The organism is Micromonospora sp. DT43 (assembly GCF_049841645.1).
Lineage (GTDB): Bacteria > Actinomycetota > Actinomycetes > Mycobacteriales > Micromonosporaceae > Micromonospora.
In genome coordinates this window covers 14,997-30,390 of sequence record NZ_JBNCKR010000011.1, presented here as the reverse complement: position 1 = coordinate 30,390, position 15,394 = coordinate 14,997, and the positions used below count along the sequence as shown (strand labels likewise).

Genomic DNA, 15,394 nt, shown 5'->3' with positions numbered 1-15,394 from the left:
CGTTGGCGGTGCGACGTCGGAGCGTAGTGACTCCGACCGCCAACCTCAGGGGGTCCCGTGCGCAGGAAACTCGGATTCGTCCCGGTGGGCATCATGCTGGTGGCCACCCTCGCCGTCGTACCGACGCCGGCCCGTGCGGGTGCCTCGGCGGCGGACGCGCCGAGCGCCTCGGCGAGCGTGGCCGAGGCGCGTGCCACCATCCACGGGCGGGTGTCGACCGACGCGGACACCGCGGCGTCGGCGGGCAGTGCCTACTGGACGCCCGAGCGCATGCGCGCGGCACGCCCCGCCCCCATGCCCGACGGGGTCGACACCTTCGACGGGGAGGCCACCGACCGACCCGGCCGCATCGGCCCCGCACGAGACGTGGCGACGCCGGCACCCCCACGCTCCCCGGCGGCCGGGCTGAGCGCGGCCGCGCGGGGCGCCAGCCAGGGGACCCTGTCGGTGAACGCCTCACCCGGTGTGGGACGCGTCTTCTTCACCCACAACGACGAGGACTTCTTCTGCTCCGGCGGCACCATCAACAATCCGCAGGCCAACATGGTGTCCACCGCCGGGCACTGTGTCCATCCCGGTGACGGCGGGTCGGTCTGGTTCGACAACTGGGCGTACGCCCCGGAGTTCACCGACGGTGTGGCGCTGCACGGCCTCTGGTTCGCCAAGGAGTTCACCTCGGTCGAGGGCTGGGTCGACTGGGGTTACCTCTGGTGGGACTTCGCGTTCGTCACCATGCACCCCCGCAACGGCGACCGGCTCGTGCACGTCACCGGCGGGCAGGGGCTCAGCGTCAACAAGTCCAAGACGCTCACGGCGCTGCTGCTCGGCTACCCCGGCGAGGCCCCCTACGACGGGCAGTCCCAGTACTACGCCCAGGGCGGCATCAAGGCCGCCGGGGCGCAGCGGGTCAAGCTGAAGGACTGCCCACTCAACCACGGCTCCAGCGGAGGCCCGTTCCTGCGCGCCTGGGACAACACCCTCCGGTTCGGGTACGTCAACTCGGTGATGTCGTACAAGTACTCCGGCAACATGTACGGCCCCTACTTCGACGACGACGTCCTGGACATCTACAACGTCGCGAAGAACAAGCAGTGACCGGCGCCATGGCTTGACACGCACCGGGGTCCAGACTGGACGATGCACCGTGCGAATTCTCGTGGTGGGTGGCAGTGGCCTGATCGGCGCTCGTGTCGTGGACGTGCTGCGCGAGCGTGGCCATGCCACCACCACCGTGGCACGCACCGCCCAGCCGGGGGTCGACCACCTGCTCGATGTGGGGTCCGCCCCGATCGAGGAGCTGCGGCCGCTGCTCGCCGGTCACGACGGCGTCGTGTACGCCACCCGCACCGACGAGCAGCGCCCGCTGCCCAAGCCGATCTATCCGCAGTTCCGCCGCGACAACGTGGATCCGGTGGTACGCCTGTTCACCGCCGCCCGCCTGGAGGGCCTCACCCGCGGTGTCGTCATGGGCTCGTACTACACCTACTTCGACAGGCGGCATCCGCAGTGGCGGCTCGCCGAGCGGCACACGTACATCAGGTGCCGGGTCGAGCAGGCCCGGGAGGGACGCGCGGCGGCCGGCCCGGATCTGCCGATAGCCGTCCTCGAACTGCCCTTCGTCTTCGGTCGTTCCGGCGACCGGCTGCCGAACTGGGCCGGGCCGCTGGACCGGTGGGCTCGCTCCCGTACCCCTCTGGTGGCCCCGACCGGCGGGAGCGCCGCGGCCTCGGCGCGCAGCGTCGCCGAGGTCACGGCGGACGCTCTGGAGCAGGCCAGTGGCGCGGACATCCCGGTCGCCGACGAGAACCTCACGTGGCACGACATGCTCGGCCGCATCGCCGAGGCGGTCGGCCGACGCCGCCGGGTCGCCCGACTGCCGGCCGGCGCGGCGAAGGCCGCCCTCCGACTCGGCGGCGGGTTGCAGAGCCTCGGGGGCAAGGAGTCGGGCATCAACCCCGCCCACCTCGCGGACCTGCTGCTCGCCGACCTGTTCGTCGAGCCGACGACCGGCCGGTCACTGGACTCCGCGCTGCGCGAGACCTTCCCCGCCTAGGCTGCCGGCGGGCGCGCGAGGTACGCGGTCTTGACGTCGGCCGAGAACCCGCACGCGCGGTAGAAGGCGTGGGTCGCCGCGTCGCGCGAGCCGGTCATCAGCATCGCCTTGTAGCAGCCGGCGTCCCAGGCCGCCTGGAGAGTCCCGGCCATGATCTGCCGACCCAGGCCGGTGCCGCGCCGTGCTTCCTCGACGACGACGTTCTCGACGACGGCGTACGGCGAAGCCGACCGGCTGAGGTTCGGAATCACGTTGAGGTAGGTCGTGGCGACGACGACCCCGTCGGCTTCGAGGACGAACAGGTGCAGCCCCGGTGCCCCCAGGATGCGGTGGAAGGCCGCCTCGTCGGCGCCGTTGTCCAGCACCGGATCGTCCGGGTTCAGTTGCCGGTAGAGGCGGATGATCTGCGCGAAGTCATCGGGCCGAGCCGCACGGAACATGCGCCGAGCGTAGTCAGCGGCCGTCCCCACTGGGGGACGTGCGGTCGGCCGCCCGGGCCTGCCGCGCGGCGATGTCGACGAACTCCCGCACCAGCGGCGAGCGATTGTCCTCGGCCCACGCCAGGCACACCTGGTTGTGCCCGAGGTCGCCGACGGGCACGTGGGCGACATCCGGTCTGGTGTAGAACGTCGCGATCGACAGCGGCAGGATCACCATTCCCGCGTGCGCGGCGACGTGTTCCAGCTTCTCCTCGACGGACGACAGCACGGGCCGGGGACGGGGATCGCTGTCGCTCGGACGGTTCGGCAGGTCCCGCCACTCGGGCACCACGTCCGGGTCCTGGAGAAGCCGTTCCCCGACCAGCTCGGCAAGCCCGACCGACTCCTTGCCGGCCAGGCGATGCTCCCGAGGCAGGACCACGACCCGGGGTTCGGTGAACAGGGGGCGCAGGCTCAGGCCGCGCTGGTCGATCGGAAGCCGGACGTAGCTGACGTCGGCGCGCCCCTCGCGTACCACGTCGGCCTGGTCGGTCACGGAGGTGCGGACGACATCGACGGACAGGTCGGGGTGCCGCTCGGCGATCGCGCGAGCCTCGGCAGTGACGATGATGCCGGGCATGAACGCGATGGTGAACGTCGACCTGCCGTGGGCGGCCCGTTGCACCCGCCGATGCAGTGCCTCGGCCGAGGCGAGCAGCGGACGAGCGTCGGTCAACAGTTGACGGCCTGCCTCGGTCAGCACGGTGGAGCGACGGTCCCGGACGAAAAGCTCGGCGCGCAACTCCTGCTCGAAGACCCGGATCTGGCGCGACAGGACCGGTTGGGCGATGTGCAGCCGCGCGGCGGCCCGCCCGAAGTGCAGTTCCTCGGCGACCGCCACGAAGTAGCGCAGCTTGCGCAGATCGACATCCATCCGGTCCCCCGTCCGGTCCCGCCATCGGGCCGTATCCATGATACCCGATGGGTATCACAGCAGGTGAAAGAGGTCTTGGACGTGGGCGCGGCAACCGGCGCATGGTGGGAACCGTCTCCACCACAGATCCGGAAGGACACGATCATGAACCTCAGCGACAAGCGTGTCGTCGTACTCGGCGGGACCTCGGGAATCGGGCTGGCCACGGCCACCCGGGCCGCCCGCGAGGGCGCCCAGGTCGTGGTCGCCTCCCGGAACCAGCGCAGCGTGGACCGCGCCCTGGCTACCCTGCCGGCCGGCACCCAGGGGCACGTGGCCGACCTGACCGACCCCGGCGACGTGGCCCGACTGTTCCAGGGCCTCGGCCCGTTCGACCACCTCGTCTACACCGCCGGTGAGCCGCTCGCGCTGATGTCCGTTGACGCCCTCGACCTCGCCACCGCTCGTACCGCCTTCGACCTGCGGTACTTCGGCGCCCTGTCCGCGGTCAACGCGGCACTGCCGTACCTGCGGCCAGGTGGGTCGATCACCCTCACCACCGGCACCGCCAACCACCGGCCGAGCGCCGGCTGGTCGGTGCCGTCCAGCATCACCGGGGCGATCGACGCCCTGGTCCGCGCGCTCGCCGTCGAACTCGCCCCGATCCGAGTCAATGCCGTCTCGGCGGGCGTGATCCGCTCGCCGCTGTGGGACTCGCTGGCCGAGGAGACCCGAGAGCAGATGTACGCCCAGCTCAGCGAGTCGCTGCCGCTCGGCCGGGTGGGCGAGCCGGAGGAGGTCGCCGAGGCGTTCGTCTACCTGCTGCGGGCGACCTACGCCACCGGCACGGTGGTGACCATCGACGGCGGCACCCTGGTCTCCTGAGCCCGAGCCTGCAGAGCCGATCACGCAGCGGTGTCGCACCACCTGCCGGCCGGCGGCGGTCAGGAGCCCGACGGGCCCCGGTCCTCGAACTCGTAGGTGGTGGTCAGGGCCTCCGGCAGGTCGGGAACGAGGGCGAACGTGCCATCGACGACCTGCACGTAGCGCCTGCCCTGCAGGATCGAGTAGCTGCCGTCGGCGACCCGGTCGATGGTGAAGAGCTGCGTCGCCGCGGTCGGCTCGCAGGCGCGGGCACGGACGCTGCCCGGCGCGGCGTCGTGCACGACTGTCATGCAGACCTGGCCGGCGCCGGCCGGGGTGGCCGCCACGATCCGGAACGCCTTCCCCGCGGGCCGCAGGACCCACAACGCGCGCTCGTCGACGCCCGCCCCGGCGGTGGCCCGCACCCGGTCGTCGTCGGGGCCGCTCGCCAGCGCCGCCCCACCCAGGCCGGGAACCACGATCCGGACCTGCCGGCGACCACCGAGGATGTCCTGCGGCCCCGCCGGTGCCGTCTGGCTCGGGACGGCCTGGGTCGGGGCGAGGAGCGACGGCGACACCACGCCCGCCGGGCCCACGGTCGGTGTCGGGACGTCGGCGCGTACCCGCAGAGCTGCGGTCCCGACGGCCGCGACCAGCACGGCCAGGCCCACGCCGGTGACCGCCGCCCGGCGTCGACGCCGCCTGTCGCTGCGCCCGCGCAGCGCCCCTGCGGGGGGCAGGGTCGTGACGCGTCGGACCTCGTCGACGATCGCCCGCAGGTCGTCGTGCGGATCAGGCATGGGAGGTCCCCTCCTGGTTCACCTCGGTCAGCAACCCGGCCATCGCCCGGCGACCACGGGCGAGGTACGTCTTGACGGTCCCGACGGGGGCCCGCATCTCGGCTGCCACCTCGGCGACGCTGAGGTCGTTCAGGTGGTGCAGCACGACGGCGCGGCGCTCGTTGGCGCTGAGCCGTTGCAACGCCTGGATCAGCGCGACGTGGTCCTCGCTGAGGCCGGGCACGCTCTGGTCGACGGCGGCCCGGTGGTGGGCGCGGATCCGGTTGAACGTCTTGCGCCAACTGCTCACCGCCGCCCGGGAGGCGACCGCGCGGACCCACGCCTCCGGGCTGTCCGCCTCCCGGACGGTGTGCCAGCGCTGCCAGGCCCGCATGAACGCCTCCGCGACGGCGTCCTCGGCCTCGCTGCGGTTGCCGGTCAGCGCGTAGACGTGACCCACGATCCGCCCGGCGCAGGCGGCGTAGAGGGCGTCGAACTCCTCAGCGTCACGCATCCGACCTGCGCCTTCCGAAGCCTCGTTCCCCTGGTCACCGCGCATGCAACTCGCCGCGCCGACCCGGCCGACGGCCACCCCGGTCGGTTTGTGATCACGGTCACACCAGCAGAGATCAACCGGGTGGGGAGCCCAGACGTCATCGTGCCGTCCCGGGAGACGCCCGTGGCGGAGAGGACGATGTGCGACGACGTCAACGACGCGCCCTGACGGCCCGGGTGCTCGCGGCAGCACTTGTCGCGGCGGGGCTGGCGGCCCACCCGGCGAGCGCGCAGGTGCGGCCCGCGGCCACCGTCTCCGGCACGCCCGGCACGCCCGGCACGCCCGGCACGCCCGGCACCTTCACGCTGATCACCGGCGACCGGGTGTCCGTCGACGGGGCCGGGCGCCCGGCGATCGAGCGGGGGCCGGGGCGGACCGCGATGCGCTTCGTGACCAGCCGGGAGGGCGGCCACCAGTTCGTCGTCCCGGTGGACGCCCTGCCGCTGCTGCGCGACGGGCGGCTCGACCGGCGGCTGTTCGACCTCACCACGCTGGCCGGGTTCGGCTACGACGACCGGGCGGCCGACCTGCCGCTGCTTGTCGCGTACCCCGGGAAGAACGCGGCGGGGGCGCGGACCGCGACCGTCGGGGGCGACGGGCGGGTGCGGGCCGACCTGCCCGCCGCCCACGCCCTCGCGGTACGGGCGGGCCGCGACGACCGGGTGACGCTGTGGTCGTCGCTCACCCGGGGCACGTCGATGGCCCGCACCCTTACCGACGGGGTCAGCGCCATCTGGCTCGACGGCAAACGGCGGGTGACGCTCGACCGCAGCGTCCCGCAGATCGGCGCCCCGACCGCCTGGCAGGCCGGCTTCGACGGCACCGGCGTCACCGTCGGCGTGCTGGACACCGGCATCGACGCCGCCCACCCCGACTTCGCCGGGCACCTCACCGAGGTCCGCGACTTCACCGGCGGCGACGACCCCTCCGACGCGGTCGGCCACGGCACCCACGTGGCGTCGACGATCATGGGCAGCGGCGCCGCCTCCGGCGGCCGGTACCGGGGTGTCGCGCCGGGCGCGAAGCTGCTCGTCGGCAAGGTCTGCGCCACCACCGAGTGCCAGGACTCGGACATCATCACCGGCATGCAGTGGCTCGCCCCGCAGACCCGGGTGGTCAACCTGAGCGTGGGCGGCGACGACGCGCCCGGCCTCGACCCCCTGGAGACGGCGGTGCAGGACCTCAGCCACCGGTACGGCACGCTGTTCGTGGTCGCCGCCGGCAACGAGGGCAAGCCGAAGTCCGTGTCCTCGCCGGCGTCCGCCGACGACGCGCTCGCCGTCGCGGCCGTCGACGCCGACGACCAGCGGGCGTACTTCTCCAGCCGAGGCCCGCGCGTCGGCGACAACCACATCAAGCCCGAGATCAGCGCGCCGGGCGTCGACATCGTCGCGGCCGCCCCCGGCGGCGACTACGCCACCATGGCGGGCACGTCGATGGCCACCCCGCACGTGGCGGGCAGCGCCGCGATCCTCGCCGGCCAGCACCCGGACTGGACCGGAGCGCAGCTCAAGGCCGCGCTCATGGACTCGGCCAAGCCGACCGGCGCGGACACCCTCTACGAGCAGGGCGCCGGCCGGGTCGACATCGCCCGCGCGGTCACCCAGCCGATCGCCGCCGACGTGGCCGCCATCGACTTCCCGGTCCAGCGCTGGCCGCACGCCGACGACACCCCCGTCACCCGGGTCGTCGGCTACCGCAACACCGGCGCCGCACCGGTCACCCTGTCGCTTAGCGTCGCCCCCGCGCCGGCCGGCATGCTCACCGTCAGCCCGACCACGCTTGTCGTACCGGCCGGCGGCCGGGCCGAGGCCACGATCACCGTGGACACCCGCGTGGACGCCGCCGACGGCGTCTACCAGGGCGCGGTCGTCGCCACCGGCGCCGGTGACCTGCGGGTACGCACGCCGTTCGCCCTCAACCGCGAGATCGAGAGCTACGACGTCGCGCTCCCCCACACCGGCCGGGACGGCAAGCCGGCGACCGAGTACACGACAGTGGCGGCGAACCTCGCCACCGGGGAGTTCAGCACCCTCACCTCCGAGCCCGGCGGCGGCACCCTGCGGCTGCCCGTGGGCCGCTACGCGCTCTACAGCACCATCCACGAGGGCGACGCCTCGACGCTGCTCGTCCAGCCGGTCCTCGATGTCCACGGCCCGGTCACCGAGGCCGTCGACGCCCGTACCGCCAAGCCCGTCGCACTGACCGTGCCGCAGCGCGACGCCGCGCCCACCGCGATCAACGTGAGCGCCAACTGGGACGACGGCTTCCGCTACCCGGGCGTGCAGCTCAGCGGTGTGTCGTTCACGGACGTGTTCTTCGGCCGGATCGGGCCCGCCGTCGCCGCCCCCGAGTTCGCCGCGACGCTCGGCGTCGGACTCGCCCGCCCCGGCCGGGACGGGACCTTCCGCAACAGCCCTTACACGTACGACCTCGCCTACGTCCGCCAGGGCGACATGTTCACCGGACTGTCGACGAAGCTGACGTCGAAGAACCTCGCCACCGTCACCGCGACCTACCGCCGCCAGTCCACCACGGCGACGGCCGTCCGGTTCCACCGCGCGGCGGCACCTGGCGGATCCGGCCCGATCGGGTCGAACACGCCCATCGACCTGCCGTTCCACGGCACCGAGTACTACAACACCGACGGTGGCCTCACCTGGACGTCCACGTTCGTCGAGGGCGACAACTCCACCATCCAGGAGTCGACCTTCCAACCGGGACGGGCGTACACCCAGACCTGGAACGCGGCCCCGTTCGGCCCGTCGGTGGCCCAGGTGCCAGCCCTGAACCCCCTGGGGTACGCGGGCCGCGACGGCGACACCATCTCGATCGCCGGGCTGCCGCTGTTCGGTGACGCGACCGGCCGCCCCGCCAACCGCGACGACCTGCCGGTCGAGGTCCGACTGTTCCGCAACGGCACGCGGATCGGCACGTCGGACAGCCCGTGGGCGGAGTTCACGGTGCCCGCCGGCAAGGCCGACTACCGGCTGGAGGCCATCGCCGGGCGCGGCGCCCCGGACACCCTGTCGACGTCGGTGTCGGTGGCCTGGACGTTCACCTCGGCGCACACCTCGGCGCCGCAGCGGCTGCCCCTGACCACAGCCCGGCCGACGCCGACGCTCGACGACACCAACACCGCCCGGGCGGGGCGGGTCATGGCGATCCCGGTCGGCCTGGACCGGCAGGCCGGCTCGTCGGCCGCGCCCAACCGGAAGCTCGGCGTCTCCGCCTCGTTCGACGACGGCAGGACGTGGATCGCGCTGCCGGTGGTGCGCGGCGTCGCGCTCGTCGCTCACCCACGGCGGGCCGGTTTCGTGTCGCTGCGCGTCACGGCCACCGACACCGCCGGCAACACGGTGACGCAGACGGTGCTGCGGGCCTACCGGACCGTGTGAGCCTGTGGAGTCCGGGGCGGCCTGCCGTCGCCCCGGACTCCCTGGTCGTGTCGCCGGCCTCCGCGTTCGCTGTCGGCGGCGTCGCCCTCGACGGCGTCGCTGTCGGCGGCCTTCAGGAGTCGGCCGGGACCCCGGCCTCGAGCTGGCCGATCATCGGGGCGAGCAGGTCGTTGAGCTCCCGGGACAGCACCGTGACCGCCCTGCGCGCAGCGGACACCACCTGATCCTGCGGCCCGGCGGGCGCCGGCGGCAGTTCCCCGAGCGGAACCGGCGCCTCCACCTGCAGCAGCGCCCGCAGGTGCGGGCGGCGCGTCACGTCCTGCTCGGACGGGGTCGTGTACTGGCCGAACATCTGCGGCCAGTCCTGCCAACCCCTGTCGCGTTGCCACTGCTTCGTCCAGGTCAGCTCCGCCGGCCAGCGGGAGATCACCGTCACCGCGCAGACCATGCCCCCGTCCCACGGGCTGCGCGTGCAGGACGCCGACAGGATCCGCCGATGCCAGCGGACGTAGCCCGGTTCCAACTCACAGGCGATGCGCCACGCGGTAGCCGCGAAGCTCACCGGCGCGATGTCGTCCCAACTGGCGGTGAACTCGTCGATCCGTCTCAGCACCTCGGCCTCGTACCGGCCGCGGTCGTCGACGCCGTGCTCCCGGTCGAAGTGCTCGTCGACCCAGAAAGCGCGCGGTTCCGGCATGGTCATCCCCGTTCACAGCGGCCACCTCTTCGGACATCGTAGGGACCGCACGCTCCGGCGTACCGCATGTTCGCTCTCAGCGCCACGTTCCCGCCTGCTGGCGCGCAGGTCGTGGACGACGGCCGTCACCCACCGCTGTGAGCCGGGGGCGGTATCGCCGTTGAGCGGTATACCTGTGAGTCATACTTATGACTCACAGGTATATGCCTCTCCAGACCGACCGACCCCCGTGCGCTGCCGGCGCTTGCCGGGCTCACTGCGCTCGGCGCTCACGCCGCGCAGGCGGTGTCGCTCAGCCGACGAACACGCAGAAGGGGTGGCCGGCCAGGTCGGCGTACACCCGCAGTGGCTCGTCGCGGTCGTCGATGCGGTCGTAGCGCAACCGACCACCGAGGCGCAGGACCCGCTCGTGCTGGACGAGCAGCTCCTCGACCGATTCCACGGTCAGGTCCAGGTGCAGTTGCTGGGGCACCGTGTTGTCCGGCCAGGTCGTCTCCGGCAGGTGATCCACCTGTTGAAACGCCATCCGGGACGCGCCCTCGGGAGTCCTGAGCACCAGCCAGTCGCGCCCGCGCTGATCGTCCTGCCCCGGCGCTGGCGGCTCGTCGCCGGGCCGGTAGACCAAACCCAGCAGCTGCCGGTAGAACTCCGCCAGCGACCGGGCGTCGGTGCAGTCGAGCACCACCTGGCACAGCTTGGGCACGCTCTCCTGGTCGACCATCCTCGATCACCTCCGGCGCCCATTGTGGTGGCGCCGGCCGCCTCTCGCATCCGCTCGCCTGTGCGAGGCTGGCACGGTGACCGACTTCGCCATCCGCGCGGCCACCCCGGCCGACGCCGACTTCCTGGTGGACATGCTCGTCGAGGCCGTGAACTGGCTGCCCGAACGCAGTTGGCCTCGCGAGCGGATCCTGACGGATCGCGCGCTGGCCCACTACGTGGCGGGGTGGATGCGGCCCACCGACCTCGGCGTGGTCGCGGTGGACCCGGCCGGTCGGCCTGTCGGCGCGGCCTGGTTCCGCTACCTCACCGCCGAAGATCCCGGATACGGGTACGTCAGTGACGACGTGCCCGAGTTGACAATCGGCGTGGTGGACGCCTGGCGGGGTCGGGGTGTGGGCCGGGCACTGCTGCGCGCCGTCCTGGACAGCGCACGGGAACGCGGCATCCGTACCGTGTCACTGAGCGTCGAGCGGGCCAACGCGGCCGCCCGCCTCTATGCCGCCGAGGGGTTCCGCACTGTCGAGTCATTCACGGACGCGGACACGATGGTCGCCGAGATCGGGGCCTGACGCTCAGGTGAGCTGCTGGGCCAACCCGACGACGATGCCCTCCGGGCCGCGCAGGTAGCAGAGCAGGAAGATGTCCTCGTACCGCTCCACCTCCCCGACGAGTTCGGCCCCGTGGGCACGCAGCCGGGTGACGACGTCCTCGATGTCGTCGACCGCGAACATGATCCGGCGAACCCCCAGGGTGTTCGTCGGGGCGTTCTCCGGCTCGTGGCTGATCGCCTTCGGCGTGTGGAACATCGCCAGCTCGACCTTGCCGTGACCGTCCGGGGTCCGCAGCATCGCGACCTCCTGGCGGACGTCGTCGAGGCCGATGACGCGCTCCACCCACCGTCCCTCGACCGGCCCCCTGCCCTCCACCTCCATGCCGAGTTCGACGAAGAACGCGACGACCGCGTCAAGGTCGTTGACAACGATGAGGACGTTGTCCATCCGCTGGATCGCCATGCCGAATCTCCTCGCTCTGCTGCGGCCTCCGTGGTCGCATCCTCCCCTGAGACGAAGCCACCGACGCGTTCTCGACACGGGGTGGTGTCCGGCTCTCGCTTGAGCGCGTCGCAGCCATCAGCTCCGTCGGGATCTCAGTGATCGCACTCGCTGGCGTAGCTCTTTCGCTGCTCATGCAACGAAAGCAGACGCGGATCAGTCAGGTACAGGCTTCACGGACGATGCGCCTTGAACTTGTTAAACCGGCGCTCGAGGATCCAGATCTGTTGGCCGCGTGGGGCTACCGGGAAGAAACCCCTGCCGCCGAGGCTCGCCTGCGCGCATATACGAACCTGGTGTTCGCCTACCTACTGACGGCCTTCGACCTCGGCACCATCACCGAACCGGAACTTCGCTCTGAGATGAAGCGCAAATTCGAGAGCGACAAGATTCGCAACTTCTGGAAGAGCTCGCGCGAAGCCTATCTGGAGCCGTCCTTTCGGATTCGGGAACGTCTGTTCGCACGGATAGTAGACGAGGCATACCGGGCCGCACTTTCCGAACAGGTTGCCCAAGCTGGATCGGAGCCGAGAAGCACACTGGCGTGAACGTGGCCAGTAGGGCCGAGTGGCCGGTGTGCCGCCATCTCATGGGTGACCCGCTTACCGGCGCGGTGGCAAGCACGGCCGATGACCTGAGCAGCGGAGGGGATCCGGCTCAGCAGGGTATCGTGTCGCTGGGCGCCGCTCTCCAGCGATCGGCCCATGGCCTGACCATGGGAGCTGTCCTCGTCCTGGCCCTGTCGTGGTTCTACTCCGATGGGATGCTCGCGATCCTCACCGCGTTGGGCTTCCTGCACCACAAGGACGATCGCCATTCGGGGTGGGCCCTCGGCGCAGCGGTGCTGACGGCGTTGCCAGCGGCTCTTGCTGCTGCCGTGCTGTCGCAGGGGTCGTTACCGCAGCCCTGGGACGGCATCCTGTTCGCCGCGCTCGGCGCCCTGCTCGGAAGCATCGCCTCCGCTGCCGTCACCCAGGTCGGGCCGAAGACACAGTTGAGCGCTCACCGTGGACGGGGTCGGGCAAACCCTTGTCGGCTACTGGGGTGACCTCAGCCCGAGCGCGCTGTGTTCGATGACGCCTGCGGGCAGGTCGGTGCGGCCAGACCCCTGCGTTGTCAGCGCTACCAGCTCGGCCCGTAGATCAACGACGGGCTCACCGAGCACGATTCCGCTGAGCACCAACTCGACCAGCAGGCGGTCGTACTGGTCCGAACGGCGGCGGTAACGCGACGGATCGGACTCCACCACCACGGTGGAGATACGCCAGCCATCGCCGGGTACGGGCGAGAAGGACGCTTCGTAGATGCCATTGCCGGTCCAGCTGCGATGCAGGAACGCAACCTCGTCCTCAACGAACACGTTCCACTTCTCGTCCATGTCGCGGGCCCGGTAACCGAGCGTGATCCGTTTCCACTGCTCGTCGGACCAGGTCCGGGCCGGAAGCACCGCCAACGGCATCGGCGCCGCGATCGGCGAAATGCGACGCAACGACGACCGGGTCACCGGCGCAGGCTCGATCATCAGCAGATCCTACGAGCCCACCTGACTACCGCGCGAGAGCCGTCATCGCGCTGCCGGCGGAGCGCTTCCCACGATAGATAACCTAACAGCGATTGTGCGCGATCGGTATCGGGCGGACAACCGACTGCGCACGTCAGCGGCGGTGGCTACGTTCGCCCAATGCCCACGAACGTGATTACCGCGCGGCCCGCGGGTGCCTGGACACTCGGCTGGACCACAGCGGCACGGCGGCCTTCCACTTCTCGCCGCTCCGGTCGGTCAAGCACTGGGTGAGCTAGCGGTTGACCAGCCTCGAGTAGGAGCTCTCGGGCAGGTTGCAGCCCTGCCACGAGCCCATGATCCCCGACGGAAGGTTCGTCACGTGCAGGCAGCGACATCGCCCATCTCCACCCCGCCGCCCGACAGCTCGTGGCTGGTTGCCCGAGGACTCATTCCCGCGAGCGGTCCTCGTCGCGTGCTGGCCTTCGCGACCTTCGTCAACATGCTCGGAAGTGGCATCTTCATGGCCAGTGCCGTGCTCTTCTTCACCCGGTCCGTCGGGCTGCCCCTTGCGCAGGTCGCCCTGGGCATGGGCATAGCAGCGCTGGTCGGAATGCTCGCCGGAGTCCCGGTGGGGCATCTCGCCGATCGGCGGGGGCCGCGCGAGATCTACCTGCTGACGCTGATCGTTCGAGCCGCCACCATGGCCGCTCTGGCATTCGTGCACTCATTCTGGCTCTTCGTCGTCCTGGTGAGTCTGACCCAGTTCGCCCACTCGGCCGGCGGGGCGTCTCGCGGTCCGCTGGTGCGTGGCTTCGCCGGCACGCATCTGGCCCGGTACCGGGCCTATCTGCGTTCGGTCGCCAACCTTGCCGGATGTTGCGGCGCCCTCGCCGCCGGCGCTGCGGTGCAACTGGACACCCGCGCGGCCTACCTCGCCCTGGTCGTCGGCAACGCCATCAGCTTCGTGGCATGCGCCGCCATCATCACCCGGCTGCCCTCGCTGCCGCCTGTTCCAGTGCCCCGGATGACCGGGCGCTGGATCGCACTGAGGGACAAGCCCTTCCTGGCGGTCACCGTGCTCGACGCCATCCTGGGAATTCAGGGCCAGGTACTGGTCTTCGCGCTGCCGGTGTGGATCATCTCGCAGACGCAGGCGCCGCGCTGGTTCGTCGGGGTGGCCGTGCTGGTCAACACCGCCCTCGTGGCGGCGCTTCAGGTCAGAGCGAGCCGGGGAATCGACACCAGCCCAGCGGCGGGTCGGGCAATGCGCCGCTCCGGCTTGGCGTTCCTGATCGGGATGGCCCTGATCGCCGCCACGTCGACGATGCCCGGATGGCTCGCCGTCACGGTGATAACGCTGGGGGTCGCCGCGCACACCATCGGCGAGTTGTGGCACGCAGCGGGGTCACTCGAGCTGCAGTTCCGACTCGCCCCCGCGCACGCGCAGGGGCAGTACACGGGAGTATCCGGGCTCGGCACGGGCCTGGCCAACGTCGCCGCCCCTTCCATACTGGGCCTGCTCTGCATCGCCTGGGGGGCTCCCGGCTGGCTGCTGATGGGCGGCATCTTCGTCGCCGTAGGGCTCGCCGTGCCAGCGGTCGTCCGATGGGGCGAGCGAACGCGCCCAGAGTCAGCGGAGGCCGCGCTCGTCGCCAGCGGAACCTAGGGCCGCGAGCCGGCCGACGCCGTCCCAGGAGCAACCAGGACAGGTTCCACGTCCCGGCAGTGGGCGTCCGGACTCCGGTCGGGGCGTGCGATGTTAGGTTCGCCGGCATGACTCGGCAGATCACGGCCAGGGAGTTTCACGCCGCCGAGGGTGTCGAGGACTGGCGCTCTCTGTACCACCTGGTCTCTGCCCACTTCCCCACTCGCTCGCTGACGGACGGCATCGCTCTCGTCGATGAGATCGGCAGGCTCGCCGACGAGGCCGAGCAGCGGATTCTGACCATCGACCTGCGCAACGCCGGTGTCACGGTGTCCCTGTCCCGGCGCGATGCCGGGCTGGCCCGGCGGATCTCGGCGGCCGCGCAGGACCGGGGGCTCTCCGCCGATCCGACCGCCGTGCAGGTCATCAACGTCACGCTCGACGCGCTCGTCGGCGCGGACGTGCTGCCGTTCTGGCGTGCGGTACTCGGCTACTCCCCGATCGGCGACGACTACCTCTACGACCCGTCGCGCCGCGGCCCCGGCTTCGGGTTGCAGCAGATGGACCTACCGCGCTCGCACCGCAACCGCATGCATCTCGATGTCGCCGTCCCGCACGACCAGGCCGAGGCGCGCATCGCCGCCGCCCTGGCCGCCGGCGGCCGGTTGGTATCCGACGCGTACGCGCCGATGTGGTGGGTGCTGGCCGACGCCGAGGGCAACGAGGTGTGCATCGCCACCTGGGTCGGCCGCGATGCCGGAACGTCCGGGACGGTCTGAACCGCGGCCATC

The 15,394-nt window shown here is 71.4% G+C and carries 17 protein-coding genes; 9 read left to right on the top strand and 8 right to left on the bottom strand.

Features of this window, described 5'->3' with window-relative positions; genetic code table 11:
- Positions 1 to 57: 57 nt before the first annotated feature.
- Together ACLQ26_RS23610 and ACLQ26_RS23605 are read left to right on the top strand one after the other, a co-directional pair.
- Positions 58 to 1,095 carry a trypsin-like serine peptidase gene (locus ACLQ26_RS23610; RefSeq protein WP_425746510.1) on the top strand — a complete coding sequence of 346 codons (1,038 nt, stop codon included), beginning with the start codon at positions 58 to 60 and terminating at the stop codon, positions 1,093 to 1,095.
- Positions 1,096 to 1,144: 49 nt separating this feature from the next.
- Positions 1,145 to 2,053, top strand: a complete 909-nt coding sequence (locus tag ACLQ26_RS23605; protein ID WP_425746509.1) for an NAD-dependent epimerase/dehydratase family protein — start codon at positions 1,145 to 1,147, stop codon at positions 2,051 to 2,053.
- On the opposite strand, the gene ACLQ26_RS23600 is transcribed toward ACLQ26_RS23605, so the two are convergent.
- Together ACLQ26_RS23600 and ACLQ26_RS23595 are read right to left on the bottom strand one after the other, a co-directional pair.
- On the bottom strand, positions 2,050 to 2,493 hold the full coding sequence (locus ACLQ26_RS23600; RefSeq protein WP_425746508.1) for a GNAT family N-acetyltransferase: 444 nt from the start codon (positions 2,491 to 2,493) through the stop codon (positions 2,050 to 2,052). The two genes, ACLQ26_RS23605 and ACLQ26_RS23600, sit on opposite strands and share 4 nt — an antisense overlap.
- 13 nt (positions 2,494 to 2,506) lie before the next feature.
- Positions 2,507 to 3,406, bottom strand: coding sequence for a LysR family transcriptional regulator (locus tag ACLQ26_RS23595; protein WP_425746507.1), 900 nt, complete (start codon positions 3,404 to 3,406; stop codon positions 2,507 to 2,509).
- A 144-nt stretch (positions 3,407 to 3,550) separates the two neighbouring features.
- Here ACLQ26_RS23595 and ACLQ26_RS23590 point away from each other — a divergent pair, with 144 nt between their 5' ends.
- Positions 3,551 to 4,270 carry an SDR family oxidoreductase gene (locus ACLQ26_RS23590; RefSeq protein ID WP_425746506.1) on the top strand — a complete coding sequence of 240 codons (720 nt, stop codon included), beginning with the start codon at positions 3,551 to 3,553 and terminating at the stop codon, positions 4,268 to 4,270.
- Positions 4,271 to 4,329: 59 nt separating this feature from the next.
- Here ACLQ26_RS23590 and ACLQ26_RS23585 read toward each other — a convergent pair whose 3' ends face one another.
- Together ACLQ26_RS23585 and ACLQ26_RS23580 are read right to left on the bottom strand one after the other, a co-directional pair.
- A complete protein-coding gene (locus tag ACLQ26_RS23585) occupies positions 4,330 to 5,049 on the bottom strand; it encodes a hypothetical protein (protein ID WP_425746505.1) in 720 nt (239 codons plus the stop codon).
- Positions 5,042 to 5,542: a SigE family RNA polymerase sigma factor gene (locus ACLQ26_RS23580; RefSeq protein WP_358100990.1), complete on the bottom strand. Its 501-nt coding sequence runs from the start codon at positions 5,540 to 5,542 to the stop codon at positions 5,042 to 5,044. The genes ACLQ26_RS23585 and ACLQ26_RS23580 overlap by 8 nt, the downstream gene beginning before the upstream one ends.
- 182 nt (positions 5,543 to 5,724) lie before the next feature.
- On the opposite strand from ACLQ26_RS23580, the gene ACLQ26_RS23575 reads away from it, so the two are divergent.
- The gene (locus tag ACLQ26_RS23575) at positions 5,725 to 8,982 is read left to right on the top strand and encodes a S8 family peptidase (RefSeq protein WP_425746504.1); all 3,258 of its coding nucleotides are present in this window, start codon (positions 5,725 to 5,727) and stop codon (positions 8,980 to 8,982) included.
- 112 nt (positions 8,983 to 9,094) lie between these two features.
- Here ACLQ26_RS23575 and ACLQ26_RS23570 read toward each other — a convergent pair whose 3' ends face one another.
- Positions 9,095 to 9,679 (bottom strand): hypothetical protein, encoded by a 585-nt coding sequence (locus ACLQ26_RS23570; protein ID WP_425746503.1) that lies wholly within the window; start codon positions 9,677 to 9,679, stop codon positions 9,095 to 9,097.
- A gap of 292 nt (positions 9,680 to 9,971) precedes the next feature.
- A complete protein-coding gene (locus ACLQ26_RS23565) occupies positions 9,972 to 10,400 on the bottom strand; it encodes a VOC family protein (RefSeq protein ID WP_425746502.1) in 429 nt (142 codons plus the stop codon).
- Between the two features lie 76 nt (positions 10,401 to 10,476).
- Here ACLQ26_RS23565 and ACLQ26_RS23560 point away from each other — a divergent pair, with 76 nt between their 5' ends.
- Entirely contained in the window at positions 10,477 to 10,971 is a 495-nt protein-coding gene (locus ACLQ26_RS23560; protein ID WP_425746501.1) for a GNAT family N-acetyltransferase, read from the top strand.
- A 3-nt stretch (positions 10,972 to 10,974) separates the two neighbouring features.
- Here ACLQ26_RS23560 and ACLQ26_RS23555 read toward each other — a convergent pair whose 3' ends face one another.
- Positions 10,975 to 11,415: a VOC family protein gene (locus ACLQ26_RS23555; RefSeq protein ID WP_425746500.1), complete on the bottom strand. Its 441-nt coding sequence runs from the start codon at positions 11,413 to 11,415 to the stop codon at positions 10,975 to 10,977.
- A gap of 116 nt (positions 11,416 to 11,531) precedes the next feature.
- Here ACLQ26_RS23555 and ACLQ26_RS23550 point away from each other — a divergent pair, with 116 nt between their 5' ends.
- A complete protein-coding gene (locus ACLQ26_RS23550) occupies positions 11,532 to 12,002 on the top strand; it encodes a DUF6082 family protein (protein WP_425746690.1) in 471 nt (156 codons plus the stop codon).
- The gene (locus ACLQ26_RS23545; RefSeq protein ID WP_425746499.1) at positions 11,999 to 12,502 is read left to right on the top strand and encodes a hypothetical protein; all 504 of its coding nucleotides are present in this window, start codon (positions 11,999 to 12,001) and stop codon (positions 12,500 to 12,502) included. Before ACLQ26_RS23550 ends, ACLQ26_RS23545 begins: the two co-directional genes overlap by 4 nt.
- Here the strand turns inward: ACLQ26_RS23545 and ACLQ26_RS23540 are convergent.
- Entirely contained in the window at positions 12,491 to 12,958 is a 468-nt protein-coding gene (locus ACLQ26_RS23540; RefSeq protein WP_425746498.1) for a hypothetical protein, read from the bottom strand. The two genes, ACLQ26_RS23545 and ACLQ26_RS23540, sit on opposite strands and share 12 nt — an antisense overlap.
- A 379-nt stretch (positions 12,959 to 13,337) precedes the next feature.
- Here ACLQ26_RS23540 and ACLQ26_RS23535 point away from each other — a divergent pair, with 379 nt between their 5' ends.
- Both ACLQ26_RS23535 and ACLQ26_RS23530 read left to right on the top strand, forming a co-directional pair.
- Positions 13,338 to 14,624 carry an MFS transporter gene (locus tag ACLQ26_RS23535; protein WP_425746497.1) on the top strand — a complete coding sequence of 429 codons (1,287 nt, stop codon included), beginning with the start codon at positions 13,338 to 13,340 and terminating at the stop codon, positions 14,622 to 14,624.
- A gap of 107 nt (positions 14,625 to 14,731) precedes the next feature.
- The gene (locus ACLQ26_RS23530; RefSeq protein ID WP_425746496.1) at positions 14,732 to 15,382 is read left to right on the top strand and encodes a VOC family protein; all 651 of its coding nucleotides are present in this window, start codon (positions 14,732 to 14,734) and stop codon (positions 15,380 to 15,382) included.
- The last annotated feature ends 12 nt before the right edge of the window (positions 15,383 to 15,394 follow it).